Genomic DNA, 22,817 nt, shown 5'->3' on the forward strand with positions numbered 1-22,817 from the left:
CGGTTCCATCGTCAATCAGATCATCCTCGGCGATGGCAAGTCGAGCTGATCGAATGTCGCTCCGATCTTCAGGACCATGCCGTCCTCCAACGTCAATTGGAGGCGATATTGTCCGCCATCCGGCTCTATGGCGAAGTGGGACAGGGAAATGGTCATGAAATCTCCGATGCATGAGAGCCGGTTCGCGTAGGCGGAACGCCGCTATGCTCCTCCCTCCACCCGGGCGAGCCGGCGCCCCGTCACCAGCGTCTGACCGATGAACAGCAGGATCAGGATCGAGCCTACAGATCCCACGAAGATGTCGAAGCCCGACCAGCGCCCGAACAGGCCGGGGCCTGCGCCCAGCGCCATCATCATGATGGTGAGGGCGATCAGCATGATCCTGAGTTCGGTCGGTCCGGCCGAGAGGTAGGACAGCTTGAACTCCCCGAGCACGCGCGCCGACAGATAGGCGTGGATCGACAGCAGCAGATAGCCGGCCAGTGCGATCAAGGCGACATCCATCGTCACGAACGGACTGAGGCCGATCCCGGCAAGGATCAACAGCGTCGCCAGACCGTCACAGCTATGATCGATGAAATATCCATAGGAAGGCCGCTCTATGCGGCGGTATCGCGCCAAGCTGCCGTCCATGGAGTCGCCAAACCACTGGACGACATAGCCGCCGATGGCGAGCAGCAGCCAGGAAGAGGCCAGATTGCTCCCGACATAACCGGCAAAGATCATGACGGCGCCGACCATGCCCGTCGCGGTCAGACGATCGGGCGTAACCCATCGAGGCATATGACGACATAGCCAGTCAAGCAGCCGCCGCTCGTTCGCGGCAAGCCAGTTCTGCTGGATTCGGGAAAGGGATTGGGGGGACTTCGGTTGAATCGTCATAAGCCTTCATCGGGGCGATATTCCCCGCGCTGTGATGGTGTTTGCCGGACTGCCGACGCTCTTCCTACTTCCCCTGTCAACCGCTGCCGTCAACTGCCAGCGCCAAGAATGCATCGGCCAGGGGAAAGCAGCAAACCAGCGAATGCAATCAAGGTTGCCGAAAAGAGAAAGTCCGCTTGCGTCGTCAGCTCCCATTTTTGCGGGAGCACATAAGTCTCTCTGTCGGATCGTGCGGAACAAGAACCCGATGACCCTTCATATCAGGCTGACGAAGCCCGGGATAGAAGTTTTCGGATGCAGGGGCTTTTAGGCGCGACGGTGACGGCGCCATATGGTACAGACATTTCATTGCGCGAATTTTGCTGCAAGCATTCGCCGTGACTGAGAGACTATCGTGCTCCCGCTTGCCAGGCCGAGGAGCGCCCCATGGAAGATCTCAATCATCTGCTCAAGCGCGAACAGGAGGAAATGCTGCGCGCCCAGGCTTCCCGCTGCTCCGCCACGCGCCACGCCCATCAGGGCCTTGCGCAGGGCTATGCACGCCGAATCCGCGATCATCACCATCCCTATCGAACCGAACGGACGGACGGAACGATGGCGTTCAATCCCTATCCTTTCGGTGCGGAAGGCGGACGGGCATGAGCCGGGCCATTCACGTGCAGGCAACCCCCGACATGATCGAGGCTATCTGCCGGAAGCACGCTTACCGGATATCGACGGTGGAGCCGTTGGATTCCGGCGGCTCGCGGGTGGTCATGCTCGATCCGCGGGATGCCGAAGCCTTTCGCGTCCTGATGAAGGGAAAGCTGATCGCGGGGACGGTCGCGCGGTCTTCCTCCCATATCGCGCGGCAGTTGCCGCCATCGGCCCGTTGGAGATGAAGGCATGGACAAAGCCGCCTACCTCAAACGCCGGAGAGCGACAGAACTGAACCACGCCCATGTCGCCACCTGTCCCCGCAAGCGGAACCAGCATGAAGAGCAGGCGCGCGCCTATGGGAAGATCATCGATGTGCTCAGCCGGGAACAACAGGATGCCGCACGCGGCCGATAGCTGCGGGAGAACAGGAATCGAATGACTCCGGGGCTTGCATCATCCGGAATGTCCCTTCATCTGGTCGCGTGAATGCGGCTGACTGCCGCAACCGCCTTCTGCCCGGATGGCCGTCCGATGCACTGCGCTGCGGCCGGCCCCGCATGACGAGTAGCTTCTTCCTCGATGAAAATTCCTTCCTTCTTCTCCTCTTCCGCCTGCGACATGGCTATCGATCTCGGCACGGTGAACACCGTCATCTATGTCCGCAACCGGGGCATCGTGCTCAACGAGCCATCCGTCATCGCGCTTGAAACGCGGCAGGGAATTCGGCGCGTCAAGGTCGTAGGCAATGAAGCAAAGCTGATGATGGGCAAGACGCCGGCGGGCATCGAGGCGATAAGGCCCCTGCGCGACGGGGTCATCGCCGATCTGGATATCGCCGAGCAGATGATAAAGCATTTCATCGGCAAGGCGCTGGAAGGCGGCCGTTTCGGACGGCGTCATGCGATCGTGGTCTGTGTGCCGTCCGGTTCGACGATGGTGGAACGCCGCGCCCTGAGGGATGCGGCGTCCAATGCAGGCGCATCGCGCGTGCAACTGATCGAGGAACCGATGGCCGCGGCCATCGGGGCCGACCTGCCCGTCACCGAACCGCGCGGCGCCATGGTCGTGGACATCGGCGGCGGCACCACCGAAGTGGCCGTCCTGTCGCTGAACGGGATCGCCTATAGCGGATCGGCCAGGGTGGGCGGCGACCGGCTGGATGAAGCGATCGCGTCCTATGTCCGCCGGGCGCACAACCTCATGATCGGGGAGGTCACGTCCGAGCGGATCAAATGCCAGATCGGCGCGGCGACCCTGCCCGACGGAGAAGGCCGCCGCATCACCGTAAAGGGACGGGATCTGGTCAATGGCCGCCCCGCCGAAATCTCCATTGCCGAAGTCGAAATCGCGCAGGCGCTTTCGGAGCCGGTGGGACAGATCAAGGCGGCGGTCCGCGCCGCGCTGGAACAAACGGCGCCGGAACTGTCGGCGGACATCATCGACGAAGGGATCACGCTGACCGGCGGCGGAGCCTTGCTGGGCCGTCTGGACGAAGCGCTGGCGGACGCGACGGGTTTGCCGGTCAAGGTCGCCGACGCGCCGCTCACATGCGTGGCCATGGGTGCCGGCCGGGCGCTTGAACAGGACGCCTATGAAGGGGTGCTCGCCAGCCTGTGATTCCTTTCCGCCGTTGCGGAAAGCGCCGCCGGGGGCTGCGTCAGGCGAAAATCTGCCCGCGCACTCTTGAAAGCAGAAGCAAAGCCGTTCAATCACGCCTCGATAATGATTGAGGATGAGCACGGATGAGCTATTATGACGTTCTGATCGTAGGGGCCGGCCATGCCGGGGCGCAAGCGGCGATTGCGCTGCGCCAGTTCGGCTTCGAGGGATCGGTCGCCATGATCGGCGATGAAAAGGACCCGCCCTACGAACGTCCGCCCTTGTCCAAGGAATATTTCGCGGGCGACAAGAGCTTTGACCGCATCCTTATCAGGCCCGCCGCCTTCTGGGCAGAGCGCAAGATCGACATGCTGCTGGGCAGGCGGGTGAAGCATGTCGACCCGTCCGCCAGGTTCGTGACCGTGGGCAATGAGGAAATCGGTTATGGCAAGCTGATCTGGGCGACGGGCGGCAGCCCGCGCATGTTGACGTGCAACGGCGCGGATGCCTCCAATGTCCATGCCGTCCGCCGCCGCGACGATGTCGACGCCATGATGGCGAAGCTGGACCAGATCAAGCATGTCACCATCATCGGCGGCGGCTATATCGGATTGGAAGCCGCCGCTGTCCTGACCAAGCTCGGCAAGCAGGTCGTGCTGCTCGAAGCGCTCGACCGCGTGCTCGCCCGCGTGGCGGGGGAAGAACTCTCCCGCTTTTACGAAGCCGAGCACCGCGCGCATGGCGTGGACCTGCGGACCGGGGCGAAGATGGACTGCATCGAGGTCAAGGACGGCAGGGCGACCGCCGTGCTGATGGCCGATGGCGGGCGCATCGAAACGGACATGGTCATCGTCGGCATCGGCATCGTGCCGGAAACCGGTCCGCTCATCGCGGCAGGGGCAGCCGGCGGCAATGGCGTCGACGTGGACGAATATTGCCGCACCAGCCTGCCCGATATTTATGCCGTGGGGGACTGCGCCGCCCATGCCAATTCCTTTGCACGCGGCGCGCAAATCCGCCTCGAATCCGTTCAGAACGCAAACGATCAGGCAAAAACGGCGGTCGCCCACATCATGGGCAAGGAAGAAGCCTATGAAGCGGTGCCGTGGTTCTGGTCCAACCAATATAACCTGAAATTGCAGACGGTCGGGCTGTCGATCGGCCATGACCAGGCCCTGTTGCGCGGCGATCCGGCGACACGCAGCTTTTCCGTGCTCTATCTCAAGGGCGGGAAACTCATCGCGCTCGATTGCGTCAACGCGGTGAAGGATTATGTCCAGGGCCGCGCCCATGTCCTTTCCGGCGCGGTTCTCGATCAGGCGCAGTTGGCCGACGCGTCAGTGCCGCTCAAGGAAGTCGGATTGGCCTGAGACGGAGCGTCATTGGGCGGACGGATCCGTTTTTCACGCGGAGGCGCGGAGACGCGGAGTTGCAGGGGGCCGACCCTGCGCATCCGTCCTCATCGGCCGCGCAGGGGTCGGCCAGAGGGGGAGGACATTGCCTCTCAAAAACTCCGCGTCTCCGCGTGAACCTGACCGATCAGGGCAGGCCACGCCGCGGCATACTCGGCCGGGCCTTAAAGCTCCCCCCGCGCGCGGCGGATTTCGAACCATTTGCGGACATTGTCATTATGTTCCTGATAGGTGTCGGCGAAGATATGCCCACCCTTCCCATCCGCCACGAAATAGAGCGCCTTGGTTTCGGCCGGATGCAATACCGCCAGGATCGACAGCCGTCCCGGATTGGCGATCGGCCCCTTGGGCAGTCCGACCATCGCATAGGTATTATAGTCGTTGACCGCCGCGATCTCCGATTTCCTGATGCGTCGGCCCAGCGGCTTCCCCTTCGTAATGGGATAGATGATGGTGGGGTCCGCTTGCAGCATCATCCCCGCTCGCAGGCGATTGGCGTAGACGCCCGCGACCATCGGCCTTTCCCTGGGGATCGCCGTTTCCTTCTCCACGATGCTGGCGAGGGTAATCGCCTCGCGCGGCGACTTGACGACAAGGTTCGGCGCGCGCTCCGCCCATAGCTTCGCCAGCATACGATCCATCGCCGCCTGCATCCGCTTCAACACCGCCTCGCGGCTTTCCCCCTTGTCATAGGCATAGCTGTCGGGGAGGATGCTGCCTTCCTCCGGCACCTTGATCCCGCCGGACAGTTCCTCGTTCGCCATCAGCCGCTCATGGACGAGGATCGAGGGCATCCCTTCGGGAATGGTGACGAGACGGGTCAGCGTCTTGCCGCCTTGGAGGATGGAGAGAATAGCCGAATTGCTCGCGCCCTTGGGAATGACGAATTCCCCGGCCTTGATCGGCTGGCCGCCGCCGAAAACCTTGGCGCGCGTCAGGAAGGCGTCGGCTGATCGCACGGCCCCCGCCTGTTTCAACAGCACCGCCGCGTCGGACAGCGTCGCGCCTTCGGGAACGACCAGCGCGATATCCTTGCCCGCCGGTCCCGCCTCCGTCCAGCCGTAGACGAAACGGAACGCCACGAAGGCGGCGACGGCCAGGCCGATCAGCACTATGCCACAGCCCAGCCGCCGCATGGCGTTATCCTCAGACCGCCTTCATGATGAGCGACGCGTTGGTGCCGCCGAAGCCGAAGCTATTGTTCAGCACCGCCCGCACCTTGCGCTCCTTGGCGACGTGCGGGACCAGGTCCACGCCCGCGCAGCTTTCGCTCGGTTCGTCGAGGTTCAGTGTCGGCGGCACGATCTGGTCGCGCATCGCGAGGATGCAGAAGATGCTCTCCACCGCGCCTGCGCCGCCCAGCAAGTGACCGATGGCGGACTTGGTCGAACTCATCGACATGGAACCGATATGATCGCCGAACAGCCGCTTGACCGCGCCCAGTTCCAGCTCATCGCCCAGCGGAGTCGAGGTGCCGTGCGCGTTCACATAATCGATGTCGGCCAGGCTGAGGCCCGACTTCCTGAGCGCCATTTCCATCGAGCGGTAGCCGCCCGACCCTTCGGGATGCGGCGCGGTGACGTGATAGGCGTCGCCCGACAGGCCATAGCCCAGGACTTCGGCATAGATTTTCGCGCCGCGCTTCTTCGCGCGCTCATATTCCTCCAGCACGACCACGCCCGCGCCTTCGCCCATGACGAAGCCGTCGCGGTTGACGTCATAGGGCCGCGAAGCCTTTTCCGGCGTGTCGTTGAAGCCGGTCGAGAGCGCCCGCGCCTGCGCGAAGCCCGCGATGCCGATGGGGCAGATCGCGCTTTCCGCGCCGCCCGCCAGCATCACGTCGGCATCGTCCATCGCGATCATGCGCGCCGCGTCGCCGATGGAGTGCGCGCCGGTCGAGCAGGCGGTGACGACCGCATGATTGGGGCCCATCAGCCCATATTTGATCGAAACCTGCCCGGAAATCAGGTTGATGAGGCGGCCATGGACGAAGTGCGGCGACACACGCCCCGGCCCCTTGTTCGCCAATACCAGCGATTCGCTCTCGATGCCCGGCAGGCCGCCGATGCCCGACCCGATGGAGCAGCCCGCGCGCAGGCGCTCCGCCTCGGTCATGTCGGTGAGGCCCGCATCCTTCAACGCCTCGCTCGCGGCGGCGATGCCGAAGACGATGAACAGATCGACCTGACGCTGGATCTTGTGGTCGACTTCCAGATTCGCGTCGAAGCCATATTCATGGGCGGCAGGCTTCACTTCGCAGGCTATGCGGCATTTATAGTCGGCGGCGTCGAAGCGCGTGATCGTGGCCGCGCCGGATTTCGACGCGATAATGTTCTTCCAACTGGTCTCCACATCTCCGCCCAGCGGGCTGACCATGCCAAGACCGGTTACGACGACACGACGCATATGTTGCTCCGAAATTCCTTATTGGCTTACCGTCCCTTAGCCGCTTGCGAACCGATTGTCGAAAGCTGACGCATGGGAAACGGCGCCAGATACGAAAAGGCTCCCCAAGACCCGGAAGACCGGACAGGAGGAGCCGTTTCCTTCAAACGCTGCGGCCCGCCGGTCGGGCTGGCCGCGAAACGCCCTTACTGCTTGCTGTCGATATAGTCGATCGCGTCCTTGACGGTGGCGATCTTCTCAGCCGCATCGTCGGGGATTTCGACGCCGAACTCTTCCTCGAACGCCATCACCAGCTCGACGATATCCAGGCTGTCTGCGCCCAGATCGTCGATGAAGCTTGCGTCCTCGGTCACCTTTTCGGCTTCGACGCCCAGATGCTCGACGACGATTTTCTTTACGCGATCCGCGGTCTCACTCATGAGTGGTCCTTTTTACTGGGTATCGTTGGTTGGTATGAATATCCGTTAAGGGATGCCCTAAAGCCAAGCTCCGATAGAGGCAAGAGGCAAGACAGCCAAGCCCCCTCTTTCTGCCATGGGGTGAAATCCCGCCCATCATCGCAGGAAAAGAGGACCGCTTTTACGCAATTTTAGCAGAGCCCTGCGATATCCCGGCCATGGTTGACGCCCGCCCCCATCCATCGCTCGCGCCGTCCGGCCATGACGGCCATGACGATGCCGGTTGGATGGCCCTGCTCGTCACCCTGATCGTCGCCCTTGGATTTCAGTTCGCCGATCCATTCCAGATTCCGCTGCGGGGCGTGGCCGGGCCGGCTCTTTTCATCCTGATATTGGGAGCGGCTGCCGCCTTCTATCGTCAGCGCCGATCCGACGGAAACATCGTATCGATGTGCGTCGGCCTCCAGCAGATGACGCTGTTCAGCGCCATCGGGGCCATATTATCCTATATGGTGGCGGCACGGGGCGGCCCCTATTGGGACGCGCGGATCGCGGGATGGGACCAGGCTCTGGGCCTGGACTGGCGCGCCTATCTCCGCTGGATGGACCGGCACGCCTTTCTGGGGGGACCGCTGAAATCTGCCTATGCCACCATCATCCCCCAGATGGCGCTGCTCATCATCGTGCTGGGCCTCGCCAACAGGCTCGCGGCGCTGCGGACCGCCATTTTGGCGGCGATGATCGCCGGGCTGGCCGTCATCCTCCTGTCGGGAGCCATGCCGGCCGTCGCGGCCTATGCCCATTTCGGCCTGCGCCCCGCCGACTATCCGCATCTGCAACCCGCCGCCGCGCTGATTCACATGAACGACCTTGCGGCGCTGCGCGCGGGAACCCTGCACGTGCTGTCGCTCGACCGGATGGAAGGGATCATCACCTTCCCCAGCTATCACGCGGCGTTGGCAACGGTCTTCGGGTGGGGTTTCCTGAAGGCGCCCCAGCTCTGGATACGGGCGACGGGAACCGGACTGGCCCTTCTCACCCTTGCGGCCACGCCCATCGACGGCGGTCATTATTTCAGCGACGTCCTTGCCGGATGCGCCATCGCCTGCGCCAGCCTGCTGATCGCCCGGCGCGCGATACATCTTCGCCTTCTGCCGGGAACGCGCGGCAAAATGCCCGCCTCGCTCCCGGCCTGAAAGCGTCAGATCATCGCCATGCCGCCGTTCACATGCAGCGTCTGGCCAGTGACATAGCCCGCCTCGCGGCTCGCCAGATAGACGACCGCCGCGCCGATATCTTCGCCGGCGCCCAGATCGCCCGCTGGGATCTTCTGGAGGATCGCGCCCTTCTGCGCGTCGTTCAGCGCATCGGTCATGGCTGAGCGGATGAAGCCCGGCGCGACGCAGTTCACGGTGATGCCCCGGCTCGCCAGTTCCTGCGCCAGCGATTTGGACATGCCGATGATGCCCGCCTTGGACGCGGCATAATTGGCCTGCCCCGGATTGCCGGTGACGCCCACGACCGAGGTGATGGAGACGATGCGGCCGAAGCGCGCCTTCATCATCGGCCTGGCCGCCGCGCGGGCGAGGCGGAAGGCGGCTTCCAGATTGACCGCGATCACATCGGCCCATTCATCGTCCTTCATGCGAAGGATGAGGTTGTCGCGCGTGATGCCCGCATTGTTGACGAGGATGTCGATCTTGCCGCCCAGCGCCTCGACCGCCTGCGGCACCAGCGCATCGACGGAAGCCGCGTCGGACAGGTCGCAGACGAGCGTCTTGTGCCCAGCTTCCGATTTACCGCCCCCAAGCTCCGCCGCGAAGGCTTTCAGCTTCTCCTCATTGCTCCCCGAAAGCGCCAGGGTCGCGCCCTGCGCCGCCAGCGATTTCGCGATGGCGGACCCGATCCCCCCCGAAGCGCCCGTCACCAGCGCGGTCATGCCTGTCAGATCGAACATGTTCTTGTATCCCGTCTCGTCAAAATTCGGCCAGTGCCGCTTCGATATCGTCCATGGTCACGATGCTGCGGACGGTGGCGTCGGGCGCGATGCGCTTCACCATCGGTCCCAGCACCTTGCCGCCCAGTTCCACGAACTCCGTGACGCCCGCGTCCCACATCGCCGCCACGGATTCGCGCCAGCGCACGCGCCCCGTCACCTGCTCCACCAGCCGCGCCCTGATCTCGGCTGGCTCGGCGATGGGAGCGGCCAGCACATTGGCATAGACCGGCAACAGCGGCGTGTTGATCGCCGCCTTCGCCAGCGCCTCCTCCATCACCTCGGCAGCGGGCTGCATCAGCGGGCAGTGGAAAGGCGCGGACACGGGCAGCAGCACCCCGCGCTTGATGCCGTGATCCTTGACCATGGCCACCGCACGCTCGATCGCGCCGCGATGGCCGGAAATCACCACCTGCGTCGGATCATTGTCATTGGCGACGGTGCAGACTTCCCCCTCGGCCGCCGCGTCGGCCAGAGCCTGCGCCTTGCCAATGTCCGCGCCCAGCAGGGCCGCCATCGCGCCCTCGCCCACGGGCACCGCTGCCTGCATCGCCCGCCCGCGCAGTTTCAGCAGCTTCGCCGTGGTCGCGATGTCGAACGCCTCCGCCGCGCAGAGGGCGCTATATTCGCCCAGGCTGTGCCCTGCGACATAATCCCCCTTGCCGGCCAGCGAAAAGCCGCCTTCCCGCTGCATCACCCGCAGCGTCGCCAGCGCATTGGCCATGATCGCGGGCTGGGCGTTTTCGGTGAGCGTCAGATCGCTTTCAGGCCCGTCCACCATGATGCGGAACAAATGCTGCGACAGGGCGTCGTCAACTTCCTGAAACAATTCCCTCGCGGCCGGGCTTGCTTGCGCCAGCGCATTGCCCATGCCAACCGACTGGCTGCCCTGACCCGGAAATAGAAATGCCCTCATGCTTAACCCTCTGAACCCGATGGCGCGGAAAAACGCCATTTTCATAGACCGTTACACTTTACGACAAGATTGGCATTGAGGCATCGTCACGATTTCGGCAGTTATTTCGCAAAGAACCCCAACACCGCCCGCAAGCGGCTGTCTGCGGCCCCTTTAACGATGACGGAGTGCAAGGAAAAGGTGCGATATCGCATTGCATGGATCACCGGAACGGCGCTCGCGCTGTCGGCCTGCGCCGCCGGTCCCGATTATCGCCCGCCCGAAACGGCGGCTCTCGGGCTTCCTCCCGCCTATAGCCAGGGCACGGCCGCGCCGCTCAGCGAGGGCGATCTGGCGAGTTGGTGGACGCGCCTCGACGATCCCGCGCTCAGCTATCTGATCGATCAGGCCGTCGCCCGCAACCTCGACATCGTGCAAGCGCAGGCGCGGCTTCGGCAGGCGCGGGAATCGCTCCGCCAGGCCAACGCCGCTTTCCTGCCGCAGGTGAATGCGTCGGGCAGCGGGGGCAAGAATTATCGCAGTCAGGCGGGCGGCACCCGCACAGACAGCAACGGCAATGTCATCGGCCTGGGTTCCAGCAACTGGTCCAGCAGCTATTCGCTCGGCGCCAATGCCAGTTGGCAGATCGACCTGTTCGGCGAACTGTCCCGCTCGGCCGAAGCAGCACGCGCCGATCTGGCCGCATCGGGCTATGACCTTGCCAATGTGCGGATGACCATCATTGCCGAACTGGTCACCAATTACGTGCAGGCCCGCCTCGCCCAGGCCCAGCTCAAGATCGCCCGCGAAACGCAGGCGATTCAGCAGGATAATTACAACATCGCCAACTGGCGCTTGCAGGCAGGCCTCGTCTCCTCGCTGGACGAGCAGCAGGCGAGGGCGCAGCTTGCCCAGACCAACGCGTCCATTCCCCAGCTCGAAGCCAGCCTCAAGGGCAGTCTCAACCGCATCGCCGTGCTGACGGGACAAGCGCCCGGCGAAGCGACCCGCACCCTCGAAACGCCCGCCGCCATTCCCGCCGCCGCGACGGACATCGCCACCGGCATCCCCGCCGACACGCTGCGCCAGCGCCCGGACGTCCGCGCCGCCGAACGCACGCTCGCCGCCGCGACCGCGCGGATCGGCGTGGCGCAGGCGCAGCTTTATCCGTCGCTGGGGATCAGCGGCAATATCGGCACCACCTCCAACGCCTTCAAGAATCTGTTCGACCTCGTCACCGGCGGCGTCTTCGCCAATGTGGCGCAGGTGATCTTCGACGGCGGCCGCCTGTCCTCGCAGGTCCGATCGCAAAGGGCGGCCGCCGACGGAGCCTTCGCCGCCTACAGGCAAAGCGTGCTGACGGCGCTGGAGGACGTGGAAAACGCGATGGCCTCGCTCAGCAGCGCCCGCGCCCGCAAGGCCGAGTTCGCCATCGCCTATGAAGCGTCGAACAATGCCGCGATCATGGCCCGCAGCCAGTATCAGGCGGGCCTCATCGACTTCCAGACCCTCTCCACCAGCGAATCCACGCTTTTGAACGCGCGCAACAGCCTTGCCTCCGCTCAGGCCGACGAAGTCCTTGCCATCGCCCAGCTCTACAATGCGCTGGGCGGCGGCTGGCAGAACATGGAAAACCGCCCCGATGAGCAATGATGTGACGACCGATCAGGATCTCGACGACTTCCTCGGCGCGAAGCCGGAAAGACCGTGGCGCAAATGGGCGATCCGGGGCGGCATCGGCGTCGCGCTGCTGATCGTCATCCTGCTGCTGGCCCGCTGCTTTTCGGGCGACGACAAGCCCGATTACGCCACGCGGGAAGTGCGCAAGGGCGACCTGACCGTCACGGTTTCCGCCACCGGCAACCTGAAACCCATCAACCAGGTCGATGTCGGTTCCGAACAGTCGGGCAAGATCACGGCGGTCTATGTCGACGTGAACGACCGCGTGACCAAAGGGCAGAAGCTCGCCGAACTCGACACGCGCCGTCTGGTCGACACGATCAACCAGAACCGGGCACAGGTCACATCCTCGCAGGCCGGTGTCGCGCAGGCGCAGGCGCAGGTCGCGCTGGCGAAGGCGACGCTGGATCGCCAGCTCGACGTCTTCAGGCTGTCGGGGGGCCGCGTCCCCGCCAAGACGGAGATGGACGCCGCCCGCGCCGATTATCAGTCCGCGCTCGCCGGCCTCAATTCCGCGCAGGCGCAGGTCCGCGTGTCGCAGGCCCAGCTTTCGACCGCGCAGACCAACCTGTCCATCGCCCAGATCGTCTCGCCCGTCACCGGCGTCGTCCTGTCCCGCGATATCGAGCCGGGCCAGACGGTCGCGGCCTCGCTCAATGCGCCGGTCCTCTTCACCCTCGCCGAGGATCTGACCAAGATGGAAGTCGAAGTGTCGGTGGACGAAGCCGATGTGGGACAGGTGAAGGAAGGCCAGAGCGCGAATTTCTCCGTCGACGCGTTCCCCGGCCGCACCTTCCCGGCGAAGGTCACGCGGGTCAATGTCGGATCGAACAGCGCCAGCGCGTCTTCCTCATCCTCCTCGTCCACCAGCACGGCCAGCTCAACGGGCACGGTGGTCGCCTATACGGCGGTGCTCGCGGTGGACAATCGGGACGAAACCCTGCGTCCCGGCATGACCGCGACGGCGGATATCGTGACGCAGGAATTGCGTGACGTGCTGCTCGTCCCGAACGCCGCGCTGCGTTTCAAGCCCGCCACCGGCGCCAGCCAGGGCGGCGGCATCACCAGCCAGATCCTGCCCGGCGCGCGCCGCCTGCGCCGGGGCAACGCCCGGCAGGTCAGCTTCGGCGAAGGCAGCAGCCAGACCGTCTATGTCGAGGATGAGAATGGCGAGCCGAAGGCCGTGCAAGTCACCATCGGGGCAAGCGACGGCTCCCGCACCGCCATCACGGGCGGCGACCTGAAAGCCGGCATGCGCGTCATCACCGGCCAGCTTGCCGCCGGGCAGCAACAGCCCGCGGAAGATCAGAAGGCCGATCAGGATACCGGCGAACGCAAGGCAGGCCCGCGCAACAAGGCGGCGGACGGCAGTCCCGCAACCGTCGGCAAGCTTGGCAATTCCGGCGACAGAGCACCCGAGACCGCGCCCGTCGTCCCCTCTCCCGCCGCTTCCGCTCCACGCGACGAACCGCGCGGCACGGGGCGGGAAAGCGGAACCTGACGCCATGGCTTCTCCCGCCCCCATCATCTCCATGCGCGGAATCACCAAGGTCTTCGGCAGCGGCCCCACCGCCTTCCAGGCGTTGAAGGGAATCGACCTCGACATAGAGGAAGGCGATTTCGTGGCCGTCATGGGGCCGTCCGGCTCCGGCAAGTCGACGACGATGAACATATTGGGCTGCCTCGACGTGCCGACGGCAGGGGAGTTCCTGTTCAAGGGCCGCCATGTGGAGCAGCTCGACCGCGACCAGCGCGCCCTGCTCCGCCGCCGCTATCTGGGCTTCGTGTTTCAGGGCTTCAACCTGCTCGCCCGCACCAGCGCGCTGGAAAATGTGGAACTGCCGCTGCTCTATCGGGGGGAGGACAAGAAGACCCGCTATGACGCCGGCATGGCCGCGCTGGACAAGGTCGGCCTCAAGGAGTGGTGGGACCATACGCCCGCCGAACTGTCGGGCGGCCAGCAGCAGCGCGTCGCCATCGCCCGCGCCATCGTGACCCAGCCCGCCGTGCTGCTGGCCGACGAACCGACCGGCAATCTCGATTCGGAGCGATCGATAGAAATCATGGAACTGCTGACCGACCTCAACCGCAACAGCGGCATCACTGTCCTCATGGTCACGCACGAGCCGGACATGGCCGCCTTTGCCCACACCATCGTCCACTTCAAGGACGGGCTGGTCGAACGGGTCGAGGAAAGGGTGAAGGCATGAGGACGGCGCGTTCCAAACCTTCTCTCCTGAAGGGGCGAGGGATGTCAAAATGCTAGGCACCACCGTCATCCTCGCCTTCCGCGCGATCAACCGGCACAAGCTGCGATCCTTCCTGACGACGCTGGGCATCATCATCGGCGTGGCGGCGGTCGTGACCATGGTGACGCTGGGCAACGGCGCGACGGCGGCGGTGCGCGAGCAGATCAGTTCGCTCGGCGCCAATGTGCTGCAACTGCGTCCCGGCCAGGGTTTCGGCCGTGGCGGCGGCGGCCCCCGCCCGCCCGATTTCAAGCCGCAGGACCTGACCGCCATCGAAAACCAGCTCACCGGCGTCCGCGCCGTGGCCCCGCTCGTGCAATCCAGCGGCACGGCGATCTACGAAGGCAGCAACTGGTCCACCACCGTCTACGGCACCACCGCCGCCTATTTCGAGGTGCAAAGCTGGAAAGCCGACACCGGCCGCCTGTTCCTGCCGGACGAGGAAGAGGCCGGAAAGCCCGTCTGCATCATCGGCAACACCGTCCGCACCAACCTGTTCCAGGGCAACGACGCCGTCGGCAAGCGGATGCGGATCAAGGGCGTGTCCTGTCAGGTGATCGGCACGCTCGCCACGCGCGGCCAGGGCGGATTCGGCGATCAGGACGACGTCGTCGTCATGCCCATCAAGTTCGTGCAGCGCCGCTTCACCGGCGACCGCGACATCAGCCAGATCCTGATCGCGGTGGACGACGCCTACGACACCTCCGCCGTACAGGGCAGCCTGGAAGAGCTGATGCGCGAACGCCGCAAGGTCAAGACGGGATCGGAGGACAATTTCAACGTCTTCGACACCAAGCAGATTTCCGACACGCTGACCGGCACCACCACTATCCTGACGCAGATCGTGGCGGCGGTGGCCGCGATTTCGCTGCTGGTGGGCGGCATCGGCATCATGAACATCATGCTGGTATCCGTGACGGAGCGGACGCGGGAAATCGGCATCCGCCTGGCCATCGGCGCCGTCGCGCGCGAAGTGCTTTTGCAGTTCCTGGTCGAAGCCATCGTGCTGTCGTGCCTGGGCGGCCTGATCGGCCTGTTCCTCGCCCTGATCGCCTCCGTCGCCATCGCGCCGCTGATGCAGGTGCCCTTCATATTCAACGTGAAGGTAAACCTCATCGCCTTCCTCTTTTCCGCCGCCATCGGCGTGGTATTCGGTTATTTCCCGGCCCGCCGCGCCGCCGCGCTCAACCCCATAGACGCGCTACGCCACGAATAGGGCCGATACACTTTCCGACATTTAAGGGAGTATCCGGCACATCCCTGCGACAAGTGCATCCTAATTCTGTCTTCGACGCCAAGGAATGGCGCCCGAGATCGAAGAAGGAGCAATTACGATGATGAAGAAGTTCCTGATGGCCCTGGCCGCCACCACCATGATCGCCAGCCCGCTGGTCACCGCGCAGGCGCAGGCCGCCCCTCATCGCGAAGTCCACCGCGTCGTGAAGCAGAACCCGCACGGCCGCACCGTGGTCCGGCAGAAGACGGTCGTCCGCCAGAACGATTATCGCAACAATTACCGCCATTGGTCGAAGGGCCAGCGGTTCGACCGCCGCTATGCGAACAATTACCGGGTCGTCGACAATTACCGCAACTATCGCCTCTCCACCCCGCCGCGCGGTTATCAGTGGGTGCGGTCGGGCAATGACGCGGTGCTGGTGGCGATCACCAGCGGCATCATCGGCGCGGTGATCGGAGGCGCCCTGCGCTAAACAGCCTTGCCTGAGCGGCGGGAAGCGCTCCGGGGATTTCTCCTCCCCGGAGCGCTTTTTGCATCCTATACCCATCCGGTCAGATAATAGACGGCGATGACGATGAAGACCGTAAGCGTCTTGATGAGCGTCAGCGCGAATATGTCCTTATATGCCTGGCGGTGCGTCAGCCCGGTTACTGCCAGCAGGGTGATGATCGCGCCATTATGCGGCAGGCTGTCCATGCCTCCCGATGCCATGGATGCGACGCGGTGCAGCACTTCGCGGGGGATGCCCGCCGCATCGCCCGCCGCCATGAACTGATCCGCCATGGCCGCGAGCGCGATGGACAGCCCGCCCGAAGCCGATCCGGTGATACCGGCGAGCGACGTGACCGTGATCGCTTCGTTGAGCAGGGGATTGGGCACGGATTTCAGCGCTTCCTTGACGATGAGGAAGCCTGGCAACGCGGCGATCACCGCGCCGAACCCATATTCGACCGCCGTGTTCATCCCCGCCAGCAGCGCCCCGCCCACCGCCGCCTTCGACCCGTCGGCAAAACGCTTCGCCACCGCCGGAAAGGCGAAGAGCAGGATCGTCGCGATGCCCAGCAGCAGCGCGCCCTCCACCGCCCAGAGCGCCGCCGTCTGCGCCACCTTGATCGTTACCGGCTCGGCAAGACCGGCGAGCGGCACGCTGACCTCCTCTCCGGGCCAGATTCGCGGGATCAGCATGGTCAGCCCCAGATTGCCGAATCCCACCACCAGCAGCGGCAGCAGCGCGATCAGCGCGGGCGTCCGCACTTCGTCCGCGACAGGCTCCGGCTCATTGACCAGCGTTCCGGGCGCGCCATAGCCCTCCCCCGCTGCCATCAGCGCCCGCCGCCGCCAGCCCAGATAGGCCAGCCCCATCCCCATGATGCAGGCCGATCCGATCAGTCCCAGCACGGGCGCCGCCCAGGCCGTCGTTCCGAAGAAGCTCGTCGGGATGATGTTCTGGATCTGCGGCGTGCCCGGCATGGCGTCCATCGTAAAGGTGATAGCACCCAGCCCGATGGTGGCGGGCACCAGCCGCTTGGGGATGTCGGCGCGCCGGAACATCTCCGCCGCGAACGGGTAGACCGCGAACACCGCGACAAAGACCGATACGCCGCCATAGGTCAGCAGCGCCGTCACCAGCATGATCGCCGGAATCGCCTGCTCCGCCCCCACGAAACCGATCGCGGCCGTCACGATGGCGCGGGAGAAGCCCGAAATCTCGATCAGCTTGCCAAATAGCGCGCCCAGCAGGAACACCGGGAAATACAGCTTCAGGAAGCTTCCCACCTTCTCCATGAACAGCCCGGAAAAGACGGCGGGAACGGCGGACGGCTCCGTCAGGAACACCGCCAGCATCGCCAGCAGGGGCGCCATCAGGATGACGCTCATCCCCCGATAGGCTGCCAGCATCAGCAATATCAGCGACAATGCCGCGATCCCGACCGCCATATCCCCTTCCTTTCCCCGCTTTCGGTACGGAGCCTATGCGGTAGAAGGCGGCAAGCCAACTCCTCCTTGCCTTTCCCGCGCATTTCCCCCATAGGGCCGCCTTCGCACGGGCCGGGGTGACTCGCTCCCGCGCGGAAGAATGTTTGAGACGACAGCCGGAGGGGCGATCCGCATGGGGCGGGCGTCAGCGATCGGCCAAGAGATGAGGCAATACCCATGGCTCTTTACGAGCATGTGTTCCTTGCGCGCCAGGATCTGGCACAGGCGCAGGTGGACGCGCTGGCGGAAACCGCCACCAAAATCGTCGAGGATCTGCAGGGCAAGGTGACCAAGGTCGAAACCTGGGGCCTGCGTTCGCTCGCATACAAGATCGCCAAGAACCGCAAGGCGCACTATGTGATGCTCAACATCGACGCCCCCGCCGGTGTCGTGGCCGAGCTGGAACGCCAGACCCAGATCAACGAAGACGTCATTCGCTACATGACCGTCAAGGTCGATGAGCTGGAAGGTGGCCCGTCAGTCATGATGCGCAAGCAGGAACGCTCCGAGCGTGGCGATCGCGGCCCGCGCGGCGACCGTGGCGACCGTGGCCCGCGCGAAGGCGGTTCTCGCGAAGATCGTGGCCCGCGCCGCGACCGCGACGAAGCCCCGGCTGGCGAATAAGGAGATCTGACCAATGGCACGCCCGTTTTTCCGCCGCCGCAAGAGCTGCCCCTTCGCCGCCAAGGATGCGCCGAAGATCGATTACAAGGATGTCCGCCTGCTCCAGGGCTTCGTGTCCGAGCGGGGCAAGATCGTCCCCAGCCGCATCACCGCGGTGTCCGCCAAGAAGCAGCGTGAGCTGGCCCAGGCCATCAAGCGCGCCCGTCATCTGGGCCTGCTGCCCTACATCGTGAAGTGAGGGAGTAGAAATCATGGAAATCATTCTCCTCGAACGAATCGAGAAGCTGGGCGCGATCGGCGATGTCGTCACTGTGAAGGACGGTTACGCCCGTAACTACCTGCTGCCCAACAAGAAGGCGCTGCGTTCCAACAACGCCAACAGACAAGTCTTCGAAGCCAACCGCGCGAAGATCGAGGCTGACAATGCCGCCCGCCGCTCCGACGCCGAAAAGGCTGCGGAAGGCGTCAACGGCAAGCAGGTCGTCCTGATCCGCCAGTCGTCCAACGCCGGCCACCTCTACGGTTCGGTCGCCGTCCGCGATCTGGTCGAAGCGCTGCATGCCGATGGCGTCACCAACGTCACCAAGGCGATGGTGGTTCTGGAACGCCCGATCAAGACGCTGGGCGTTTTCGACGTCAAGGTCGCGCTGCACCCGGAAGTCGCCGTCACCATCCAAGTGAATGTCGCGCGCTCGCCGGAAGAAGCCGAACTGCAGTCGCAGGGCGTCGACGTGATGGCCGACCTGTTCGAAAAGGACGAGGCGGGCTTCACGGAAGATTACGATCCGAACGCCGAACCGGGCGAAATCGCCACGGAAACGGAAGAGACTCCGGCCGAACAGGCCTGAGCTTCCCCACAGGATCGGAAAAGAAAGCCGCCCCCCACCGGGCGGCTTTTTTGCTTTCTCTGGAGGCGCTTGCCGCCCCGCCGAACAGCGAATCGGTTCAGGCTGCCCTGCCGACGCCGCGAAAGGGGCGGAACAGGAACCGGGCGCGGGCGTTCCCCCGCCATGGAGCAGCGCCCCCTCATCGAACGCCTGGCCCGCCATCTTTCCGCCGGCCATCCGGACCGATGGGCAAACCGCGTGGAAGATGCAGCCAGCATTCTGGCGATCCTCAAGGAACCGGACTGCATCATGATGGAAGCAGGCTCCGGCGACATATGGCGTTCCATGATCGAGGCGGCATTGCGCCAACGCTGGGAAATGGCGGCAGCGGAGGAAAGATCGCTACCCCCGGCCGGAGCGGACGAAGAAGGCGAAATCCCGCTGTCGGAAAAGACCGTGGGCGGCGATCCTGCCGACTGGATTCATCTTCGGGAATCGCGGGAGAAGAAATCATGAAATCCTTGTTGAAACTGGCCTTTTTGACAGGCTTGGGCACCGTGGCCTGGAAAAGCTGGCGGGAATGGAAGGCCAGCCGCGGCGACGAAGACGATCGCGGAGCGGTTGGCTCTTCGGGTATCGTCAGGGATGCCGGACCGGACGAACAGCATTTGGATGCGGCGGATTGGGATTTGGTCGACGAACAATCGGACGAATCCTTTCCCGCAAGCGATCCGCCCGCCAATTTCCGGGGCATAGCCTGAAACCCCCTTTTGCCGCATTGCCCCGTCCTCCCACCTCTTCTATGACGCGCAACGCGGGGACGCCGAACGCCGGCGTCCGACAGAGGAAAGCTGAAAATTCATGCCTTCGGGTCTGATCGCGCTGCTGGACGATGTGGCGGGCATAGCGAAACTGACGGCAACGTCGCTGGATGACGTCGCGGCAGCGGCGGGAAAAGCGGGAAGCAAGGCCGCCGGGGTCGTGATCGACGACACGGCGGTAACGCCTCGCTATGTGATCGGGCTGACTCCCGACCGCGAACTTCCGATCATATTCAAGATCGCCAAAGGCTCGCTTCGCAACAAGCTGCTTTTCCTCCTTCCCGCGGCTTTGGCGCTGAGCGCGCTGGCGCCCTGGCTGCTGCCTCCGCTTCTCATGCTGGGCGGGGCCTTCCTTTGTTTCGAAGCGACCGAGAAACTGGCGGAGGCGCTGGGCGGCGGCCATGACCTCGCGCAGGAAGCCTTGGCAACGCACAGTTCGCAGGAGTTGGAGGACCAGAAAGTTTCCGGAGCCATCCGCACCGATTTCATCCTTTCAGGGGAGATCATGGCGATCGCGCTCGGGACGGTCGCCACCGAGCCTCTTTGGGAACAGGCGGTCGTTCTGTTGGTCGTGGCCGTATTCATCACTGCGGGCGTCTATGGCGTCGTCGGCTTCATCGTGAAGATGGACGATATCGGGCTGCATCTGGCGCAGCGGACTTCCTATCTCCTGCGCACCATCGGACGCGGGCTGGTGATGGCCATGCCGGTGCTCATGAAGATATTGAGCGTAGTCGGAACCGCCGCGATGCTCTGGGTAGGCGGGGGCCTGATCGTGCACGGCCTGCATGAATTTCATTGGGACCTGATCCCGGATAGCATTCATCGCATGGCGCAAAGCGGCGCCGCCGCCCTACCCGCCATCGGGCCGGCGATCGAATGGACGCTCGGCGCGGCCGGCTCCGCGATCGTGGGAATGGCGATCGGCGCGATCATCGTGGGGCTGCTTCATCTTCTGCCGCGAAAGCATTGAAGCGGCGCGCCTTCGCACCAGCGAAGACGGCACAGGCAGAAAACCGATGATTTTAGCCTGCCTGAATGACGCGTCGCACAAAAGAATTGAAGAGGGTCCCGCGAATCGGTAATTATCGGACCATGCAAGCGCCGACCGACATCTTCCAAGCCATAGCCCAGCAGAAATGCCTGATCGCAACCTATAATCGCATGATCGTGAAGCTGGCGCCCCACATCCTCTATACCCGTCACGATGAAATGTTCATCGACGCCGTGACGATCGAACGGGATGGCCGGCCTCCGCGCGAGTTGAAGCTGGGCACCTTCAAGCTCACGGGCCTCAGCAATATCGGCGTGGTCGATGAGCCGTTCGAGGCCATGCACGGCCTTTATGATGAAACGGACGCCAAATATAAGGGCGTGACGCTGTTCGCGGTGCAGTCGGAAAACGCGACGGCCTGATCCGTTATTTTTTCAGCCGATAGCCCGTCCGGAACACCCATCCCACGACCGCAAGGCACAGCACCAGCATCGCCGCGATGAAGGCGATGCTGAATCCGATGCCGACATCCCCCTTGCCGAAGAAGGTCCAGCGAAAGCCGGAGATCAGATAGACGATCGGATTGAACAGCGTGATCGTCCGCCACGGCTCGGCCAGCATGTGGATCGAGTAGAAAGCGCCGCCCAGAAAGGTCATCGGCATGATGAGCAATAGGGGAATGACCTGCAACTGCTCGAAGCTCTGCGCCCAGATGCCTAGGATGAAGCCGAACAGGCAGAAGCTGACCGCGATCAGGATCATGAAAGCGATCATTGCGAAAGGATGGGCGACGGGAAGGTCGACGAACAGATGCGCGGTCGCGAAGATGATGATGCCGACGATGAAGGCTTTCGTCGCCGCCGCGCTCACATAGGCGGTCACGGTTTCCGCGGCCGAAACCGGCGCGGACAGCAGTTCATAAATGGTGCCGGTGAATTTCGGCATGTAAATCCCGAAACTGGCGTTGAAGATGCTTTCCGTGAACATCGACATCATGATGAGGCCCGGCACGATGAAAGCGGCATAGGGGATGCCGTCGATTTCCGTCATGCGGGAACCGATCGCGCCGCCGAAGACCACGAAATAAAGGGATGTGGTGATCACCGGCACCAGAAGCCCGGTCAGGAGCGTGCGCCGGAACCTGTGCAGTTCGAATCTGTAGATCGCCCATATGGCGCGCAGGTTGGGGCCGCTCATGCCGCCTGCTCCCGATGCACCAGGCTGACGAAAATATCCTCCAGGCTGCTTTGCTGCGTGTTGAGATCCTTATAGGCGATGCCAAGATCGCCCAGCTTGCGAAGCAGGGAAGACACGCCCGTGCGTTCGGCCCGCGTGTCGAACAGATATTCCATCTCGTTCCCTTCGGCCTCCAGGGACACGCCCCATTCCGCCAGTTCGCCCGGAACGTCCGGAAGCGGTTCCGAAAGCGTGATGGTCAACGTCTTCTTGCCGAGTTTCCGCATCAGGGCGTCCTTGTCCTCGACGAGCACCAGTTCGCCCTTGTTGATGACGCCCACGCGATCCGCCATCTCCTCCGCCTCCTCGATATAATGGGTGGTGAGGATGATCGTCACGCCGGTCTGGCGCAGTTCGCCGATCAGTTTCCACATGTCCCGCCGCAATTCGACGTCCACGCCCGCCGTGGGTTCGTCCAGGAACAGGACGCGCGGTTCGTGGCTGAGCGCCTTGGCGATCATGACGCGGCGCTTCATGCCCCCCGACAGCTCCAAGATCCTGTTGTGCCGCTTGTCCCACAGGGAAAGATCGCGCAACACCTTTTCGATAGTGGCGTCATTACGCGGCTTGCCGAACAGGCCGCGGGAAAAGGCGACCGTGTCGATCACCCGCTCGAACTGGTCAGTGGACAATTCCTGCGGCACAAGACCGATGGCCGATCGCGCCCCGCGATAGTCGCGGACGATGTCATGGCCAGCGACCGATACGGAGCCGCCGCCCGGCCGCACATTGCCGCAGACGATCGAGATCAGGGTTGTCTTGCCCGCGCCATTCGGGCCCAGCAGCGCGAAAATCTCCCCCTCCTCGATGGAAAGATCGATACCTTTGAGTGCCTGAAAGCCCGACGCATAGCTTTTCGTCAGCCCGGAAATCGTGATGATGGACGCCATATGCGGCAAGGCCCTTTTTTCTGCTTTGCCCGGAGCATAGACGCTCGGTCCCGTC

At 63.8% G+C, this 22,817-nt stretch carries 28 protein-coding genes; 18 read left to right on the forward strand and 10 right to left on the reverse strand.

Annotation, left to right across the window (positions count from 1 at the left end; translation table 11 throughout):
* Positions 1–15: 15 nt before the first annotated feature.
* On the reverse strand, positions 16–156 hold the full coding sequence (locus IQ35_RS21030) for a hypothetical protein (RefSeq protein ID WP_021247056.1): 141 nt from the start codon (positions 154–156) through the stop codon (positions 16–18).
* A gap of 45 nt (positions 157–201) precedes the next feature.
* Entirely contained in the window at positions 202–882 is a 681-nt protein-coding gene (locus IQ35_RS05765) for a CDP-alcohol phosphatidyltransferase family protein (protein WP_021247057.1), read from the reverse strand.
* A 426-nt stretch (positions 883–1,308) separates the two neighbouring features.
* Here IQ35_RS05765 and IQ35_RS05770 point away from each other — a divergent pair, with 426 nt between their 5' ends.
* From IQ35_RS05770 to IQ35_RS05785, 5 genes are all read left to right on the forward strand, one after another.
* Positions 1,309–1,524, forward strand: coding sequence for a hypothetical protein (locus IQ35_RS05770; RefSeq protein ID WP_021247058.1), 216 nt, complete (start codon positions 1,309–1,311; stop codon positions 1,522–1,524).
* Entirely contained in the window at positions 1,521–1,763 is a 243-nt protein-coding gene (locus IQ35_RS05775; RefSeq protein WP_145072251.1) for a hypothetical protein, read from the forward strand. The genes IQ35_RS05770 and IQ35_RS05775 overlap by 4 nt, the downstream gene beginning before the upstream one ends.
* 4 nt (positions 1,764–1,767) lie before the next feature.
* Complete coding sequence (locus tag IQ35_RS21190) at positions 1,768–1,935, forward strand: hypothetical protein (protein WP_021247060.1); 168 nt, start codon at positions 1,768–1,770, stop codon at positions 1,933–1,935.
* Positions 1,936–2,100: 165 nt separating this feature from the next.
* A complete protein-coding gene (locus IQ35_RS05780) occupies positions 2,101–3,138 on the forward strand; it encodes a rod shape-determining protein (RefSeq protein ID WP_021247061.1) in 1,038 nt (345 codons plus the stop codon).
* Between the two features lie 125 nt (positions 3,139–3,263).
* On the forward strand, positions 3,264–4,490 hold the full coding sequence (locus IQ35_RS05785; protein ID WP_145072252.1) for an NAD(P)/FAD-dependent oxidoreductase: 1,227 nt from the start codon (positions 3,264–3,266) through the stop codon (positions 4,488–4,490).
* Positions 4,491–4,696: 206 nt separating this feature from the next.
* Here the strand turns inward: IQ35_RS05785 and mltG are convergent, their stop codons facing one another.
* From mltG to IQ35_RS05800, 3 genes are all read right to left on the reverse strand, one after another.
* A complete protein-coding gene (mltG, locus tag IQ35_RS05790) occupies positions 4,697–5,668 on the reverse strand; it encodes an endolytic transglycosylase MltG (RefSeq protein WP_021247063.1) in 972 nt (323 codons plus the stop codon).
* A 10-nt stretch (positions 5,669–5,678) separates the two neighbouring features.
* The gene (fabF, locus tag IQ35_RS05795) at positions 5,679–6,938 is read right to left on the reverse strand and encodes a beta-ketoacyl-ACP synthase II (protein ID WP_021247064.1); all 1,260 of its coding nucleotides are present in this window, start codon (positions 6,936–6,938) and stop codon (positions 5,679–5,681) included.
* Between the two features lie 185 nt (positions 6,939–7,123).
* A complete protein-coding gene (locus IQ35_RS05800) occupies positions 7,124–7,357 on the reverse strand; it encodes an acyl carrier protein (protein ID WP_007689016.1) in 234 nt (77 codons plus the stop codon).
* Positions 7,358–7,554: 197 nt separating this feature from the next.
* On the opposite strand from IQ35_RS05800, the gene IQ35_RS05805 reads away from it, so the two are divergent.
* A complete protein-coding gene (locus tag IQ35_RS05805) occupies positions 7,555–8,532 on the forward strand; it encodes a phosphatase PAP2 family protein (protein WP_145072253.1) in 978 nt (325 codons plus the stop codon).
* 5 nt (positions 8,533–8,537) lie between these two features.
* Here the strand turns inward: IQ35_RS05805 and fabG are convergent, their stop codons facing one another.
* Together fabG and fabD are read right to left on the reverse strand one after the other, a co-directional pair.
* A complete protein-coding gene (fabG, locus tag IQ35_RS05810) occupies positions 8,538–9,293 on the reverse strand; it encodes a 3-oxoacyl-[acyl-carrier-protein] reductase (RefSeq protein ID WP_145072254.1) in 756 nt (251 codons plus the stop codon).
* 19 nt (positions 9,294–9,312) lie between these two features.
* Complete coding sequence (gene fabD, locus IQ35_RS05815; RefSeq protein WP_145072255.1) at positions 9,313–10,248, reverse strand: ACP S-malonyltransferase; 936 nt, start codon at positions 10,246–10,248, stop codon at positions 9,313–9,315.
* 159 nt (positions 10,249–10,407) lie between these two features.
* Here fabD and IQ35_RS05820 point away from each other — a divergent pair, with 159 nt between their 5' ends.
* The 5 genes from IQ35_RS05820 to IQ35_RS05840 all read left to right on the forward strand — a co-directional run bounded on the left by IQ35_RS05820 (position 10,408) and on the right by IQ35_RS05840 (position 15,865).
* Positions 10,408–11,880 carry an efflux transporter outer membrane subunit gene (locus tag IQ35_RS05820; protein WP_031292335.1) on the forward strand — a complete coding sequence of 491 codons (1,473 nt, stop codon included), beginning with the start codon at positions 10,408–10,410 and terminating at the stop codon, positions 11,878–11,880.
* Positions 11,870–13,408, forward strand: a complete 1,539-nt coding sequence (locus IQ35_RS05825) for an efflux RND transporter periplasmic adaptor subunit (protein WP_145072256.1) — start codon at positions 11,870–11,872, stop codon at positions 13,406–13,408. The genes IQ35_RS05820 and IQ35_RS05825 overlap by 11 nt, the downstream gene beginning before the upstream one ends.
* 4 nt (positions 13,409–13,412) lie before the next feature.
* Positions 13,413–14,117, forward strand: coding sequence for an ABC transporter ATP-binding protein (locus IQ35_RS05830; protein WP_021247070.1), 705 nt, complete (start codon positions 13,413–13,415; stop codon positions 14,115–14,117).
* Between the two features lie 49 nt (positions 14,118–14,166).
* Positions 14,167–15,372: an ABC transporter permease gene (locus IQ35_RS05835; RefSeq protein ID WP_021247071.1), complete on the forward strand. Its 1,206-nt coding sequence runs from the start codon at positions 14,167–14,169 to the stop codon at positions 15,370–15,372.
* A gap of 118 nt (positions 15,373–15,490) precedes the next feature.
* Positions 15,491–15,865, forward strand: a complete 375-nt coding sequence (locus tag IQ35_RS05840) for an RcnB family protein (protein WP_031292337.1) — start codon at positions 15,491–15,493, stop codon at positions 15,863–15,865.
* Between the two features lie 65 nt (positions 15,866–15,930).
* Here IQ35_RS05840 and IQ35_RS05845 read toward each other — a convergent pair whose 3' ends face one another.
* On the reverse strand, positions 15,931–17,331 hold the full coding sequence (locus tag IQ35_RS05845) for a GntP family permease (protein WP_145072257.1): 1,401 nt from the start codon (positions 17,329–17,331) through the stop codon (positions 15,931–15,933).
* A gap of 216 nt (positions 17,332–17,547) precedes the next feature.
* On the opposite strand from IQ35_RS05845, the gene rpsF reads away from it, so the two are divergent.
* From rpsF to IQ35_RS05880, 7 genes are all read left to right on the forward strand, one after another.
* Complete coding sequence (gene rpsF, locus IQ35_RS05850) at positions 17,548–17,994, forward strand: 30S ribosomal protein S6 (RefSeq protein WP_021247074.1); 447 nt, start codon at positions 17,548–17,550, stop codon at positions 17,992–17,994.
* A 13-nt stretch (positions 17,995–18,007) separates the two neighbouring features.
* Complete coding sequence (rpsR, locus tag IQ35_RS05855) at positions 18,008–18,232, forward strand: 30S ribosomal protein S18 (protein WP_004212076.1); 225 nt, start codon at positions 18,008–18,010, stop codon at positions 18,230–18,232.
* 13 nt (positions 18,233–18,245) lie between these two features.
* Complete coding sequence (gene rplI / locus IQ35_RS05860) at positions 18,246–18,842, forward strand: 50S ribosomal protein L9 (RefSeq protein ID WP_145072258.1); 597 nt, start codon at positions 18,246–18,248, stop codon at positions 18,840–18,842.
* A 162-nt stretch (positions 18,843–19,004) separates the two neighbouring features.
* A complete protein-coding gene (locus IQ35_RS05865) occupies positions 19,005–19,337 on the forward strand; it encodes a hypothetical protein (RefSeq protein ID WP_021247076.1) in 333 nt (110 codons plus the stop codon).
* Positions 19,334–19,582, forward strand: a complete 249-nt coding sequence (locus IQ35_RS05870) for a hypothetical protein (protein ID WP_021247077.1) — start codon at positions 19,334–19,336, stop codon at positions 19,580–19,582. Before IQ35_RS05865 ends, IQ35_RS05870 begins: the two co-directional genes overlap by 4 nt.
* A gap of 100 nt (positions 19,583–19,682) precedes the next feature.
* Positions 19,683–20,615 (forward strand): DUF808 domain-containing protein, encoded by a 933-nt coding sequence (locus IQ35_RS05875; RefSeq protein ID WP_021247078.1) that lies wholly within the window; start codon positions 19,683–19,685, stop codon positions 20,613–20,615.
* Positions 20,616–20,737: 122 nt separating this feature from the next.
* Positions 20,738–21,058: a hypothetical protein gene (locus IQ35_RS05880; RefSeq protein WP_021247079.1), complete on the forward strand. Its 321-nt coding sequence runs from the start codon at positions 20,738–20,740 to the stop codon at positions 21,056–21,058.
* Positions 21,059–21,062: 4 nt separating this feature from the next.
* Here the strand turns inward: IQ35_RS05880 and IQ35_RS05885 are convergent, their stop codons facing one another.
* Both IQ35_RS05885 and IQ35_RS05890 read right to left on the reverse strand, forming a co-directional pair.
* Complete coding sequence (locus IQ35_RS05885; protein WP_021247080.1) at positions 21,063–21,833, reverse strand: ABC transporter permease; 771 nt, start codon at positions 21,831–21,833, stop codon at positions 21,063–21,065.
* Positions 21,830–22,762, reverse strand: coding sequence for an ABC transporter ATP-binding protein (locus IQ35_RS05890; protein ID WP_145072259.1), 933 nt, complete (start codon positions 22,760–22,762; stop codon positions 21,830–21,832). The genes IQ35_RS05885 and IQ35_RS05890 overlap by 4 nt, the downstream gene beginning before the upstream one ends.
* Positions 22,763–22,817: the final 55 nt, after the last annotated feature.

The organism is Sphingobium wenxiniae, assembly GCF_007830065.1.
Classification (GTDB): Bacteria; Pseudomonadota; Alphaproteobacteria; order Sphingomonadales; family Sphingomonadaceae; genus Sphingobium; species Sphingobium wenxiniae.

Coding starts and splice junctions, on each gene's coding strand:
- fabG (WP_145072254.1), bottom strand. CDS start 9,293: ATGTTCGATCTGACAGGCATGACCGCGCTGGTGACGGGCGCTTCGGGG.
- rpsF (WP_021247074.1), top strand. CDS start 17,548: ATGGCTCTTTACGAGCATGTGTTCCTTGCGCGCCAGGATCTGGCACAG.
- IQ35_RS05825 (WP_145072256.1), top strand. CDS start 11,870: ATGAGCAATGATGTGACGACCGATCAGGATCTCGACGACTTCCTCGGC.
- IQ35_RS05805 (WP_145072253.1), top strand. CDS start 7,555: ATGGTTGACGCCCGCCCCCATCCATCGCTCGCGCCGTCCGGCCATGAC.
- fabD (WP_145072255.1), bottom strand. CDS start 10,248: ATGAGGGCATTTCTATTTCCGGGTCAGGGCAGCCAGTCGGTTGGCATG.
- IQ35_RS05780 (WP_021247061.1), top strand. CDS start 2,101: ATGAAAATTCCTTCCTTCTTCTCCTCTTCCGCCTGCGACATGGCTATC.
- rpsR (WP_004212076.1), top strand. CDS start 18,008: ATGGCACGCCCGTTTTTCCGCCGCCGCAAGAGCTGCCCCTTCGCCGCC.
- IQ35_RS05865 (WP_021247076.1), top strand. CDS start 19,005: ATGGAGCAGCGCCCCCTCATCGAACGCCTGGCCCGCCATCTTTCCGCC.
- IQ35_RS05875 (WP_021247078.1), top strand. CDS start 19,683: ATGCCTTCGGGTCTGATCGCGCTGCTGGACGATGTGGCGGGCATAGCG.
- IQ35_RS05870 (WP_021247077.1), top strand. CDS start 19,334: ATGAAATCCTTGTTGAAACTGGCCTTTTTGACAGGCTTGGGCACCGTG.
- mltG (WP_021247063.1), bottom strand. CDS start 5,668: ATGCGGCGGCTGGGCTGTGGCATAGTGCTGATCGGCCTGGCCGTCGCC.
- IQ35_RS05845 (WP_145072257.1), bottom strand. CDS start 17,331: ATGGCGGTCGGGATCGCGGCATTGTCGCTGATATTGCTGATGCTGGCA.
- IQ35_RS05830 (WP_021247070.1), top strand. CDS start 13,413: ATGGCTTCTCCCGCCCCCATCATCTCCATGCGCGGAATCACCAAGGTC.
- IQ35_RS05785 (WP_145072252.1), top strand. CDS start 3,264: ATGAGCTATTATGACGTTCTGATCGTAGGGGCCGGCCATGCCGGGGCG.
- IQ35_RS05765 (WP_021247057.1), bottom strand. CDS start 882: ATGACGATTCAACCGAAGTCCCCCCAATCCCTTTCCCGAATCCAGCAG.
- IQ35_RS05775 (WP_145072251.1), top strand. CDS start 1,521: ATGAGCCGGGCCATTCACGTGCAGGCAACCCCCGACATGATCGAGGCT.
- IQ35_RS05800 (WP_007689016.1), bottom strand. CDS start 7,357: ATGAGTGAGACCGCGGATCGCGTAAAGAAAATCGTCGTCGAGCATCTG.
- IQ35_RS05840 (WP_031292337.1), top strand. CDS start 15,491: ATGATGAAGAAGTTCCTGATGGCCCTGGCCGCCACCACCATGATCGCC.
- fabF (WP_021247064.1), bottom strand. CDS start 6,938: ATGCGTCGTGTCGTCGTAACCGGTCTTGGCATGGTCAGCCCGCTGGGC.
- IQ35_RS05820 (WP_031292335.1), top strand. CDS start 10,408: ATGACGGAGTGCAAGGAAAAGGTGCGATATCGCATTGCATGGATCACC.
- rplI (WP_145072258.1), top strand. CDS start 18,246: ATGGAAATCATTCTCCTCGAACGAATCGAGAAGCTGGGCGCGATCGGC.
- IQ35_RS05880 (WP_021247079.1), top strand. CDS start 20,738: ATGCAAGCGCCGACCGACATCTTCCAAGCCATAGCCCAGCAGAAATGC.
- IQ35_RS05770 (WP_021247058.1), top strand. CDS start 1,309: ATGGAAGATCTCAATCATCTGCTCAAGCGCGAACAGGAGGAAATGCTG.
- IQ35_RS05835 (WP_021247071.1), top strand. CDS start 14,167: ATGCTAGGCACCACCGTCATCCTCGCCTTCCGCGCGATCAACCGGCAC.
- IQ35_RS21190 (WP_021247060.1), top strand. CDS start 1,768: ATGGACAAAGCCGCCTACCTCAAACGCCGGAGAGCGACAGAACTGAAC.
- IQ35_RS05890 (WP_145072259.1), bottom strand. CDS start 22,762: ATGGCGTCCATCATCACGATTTCCGGGCTGACGAAAAGCTATGCGTCG.
- IQ35_RS05885 (WP_021247080.1), bottom strand. CDS start 21,833: ATGAGCGGCCCCAACCTGCGCGCCATATGGGCGATCTACAGATTCGAA.
- IQ35_RS21030 (WP_021247056.1), bottom strand. CDS start 156: ATGACCATTTCCCTGTCCCACTTCGCCATAGAGCCGGATGGCGGACAA.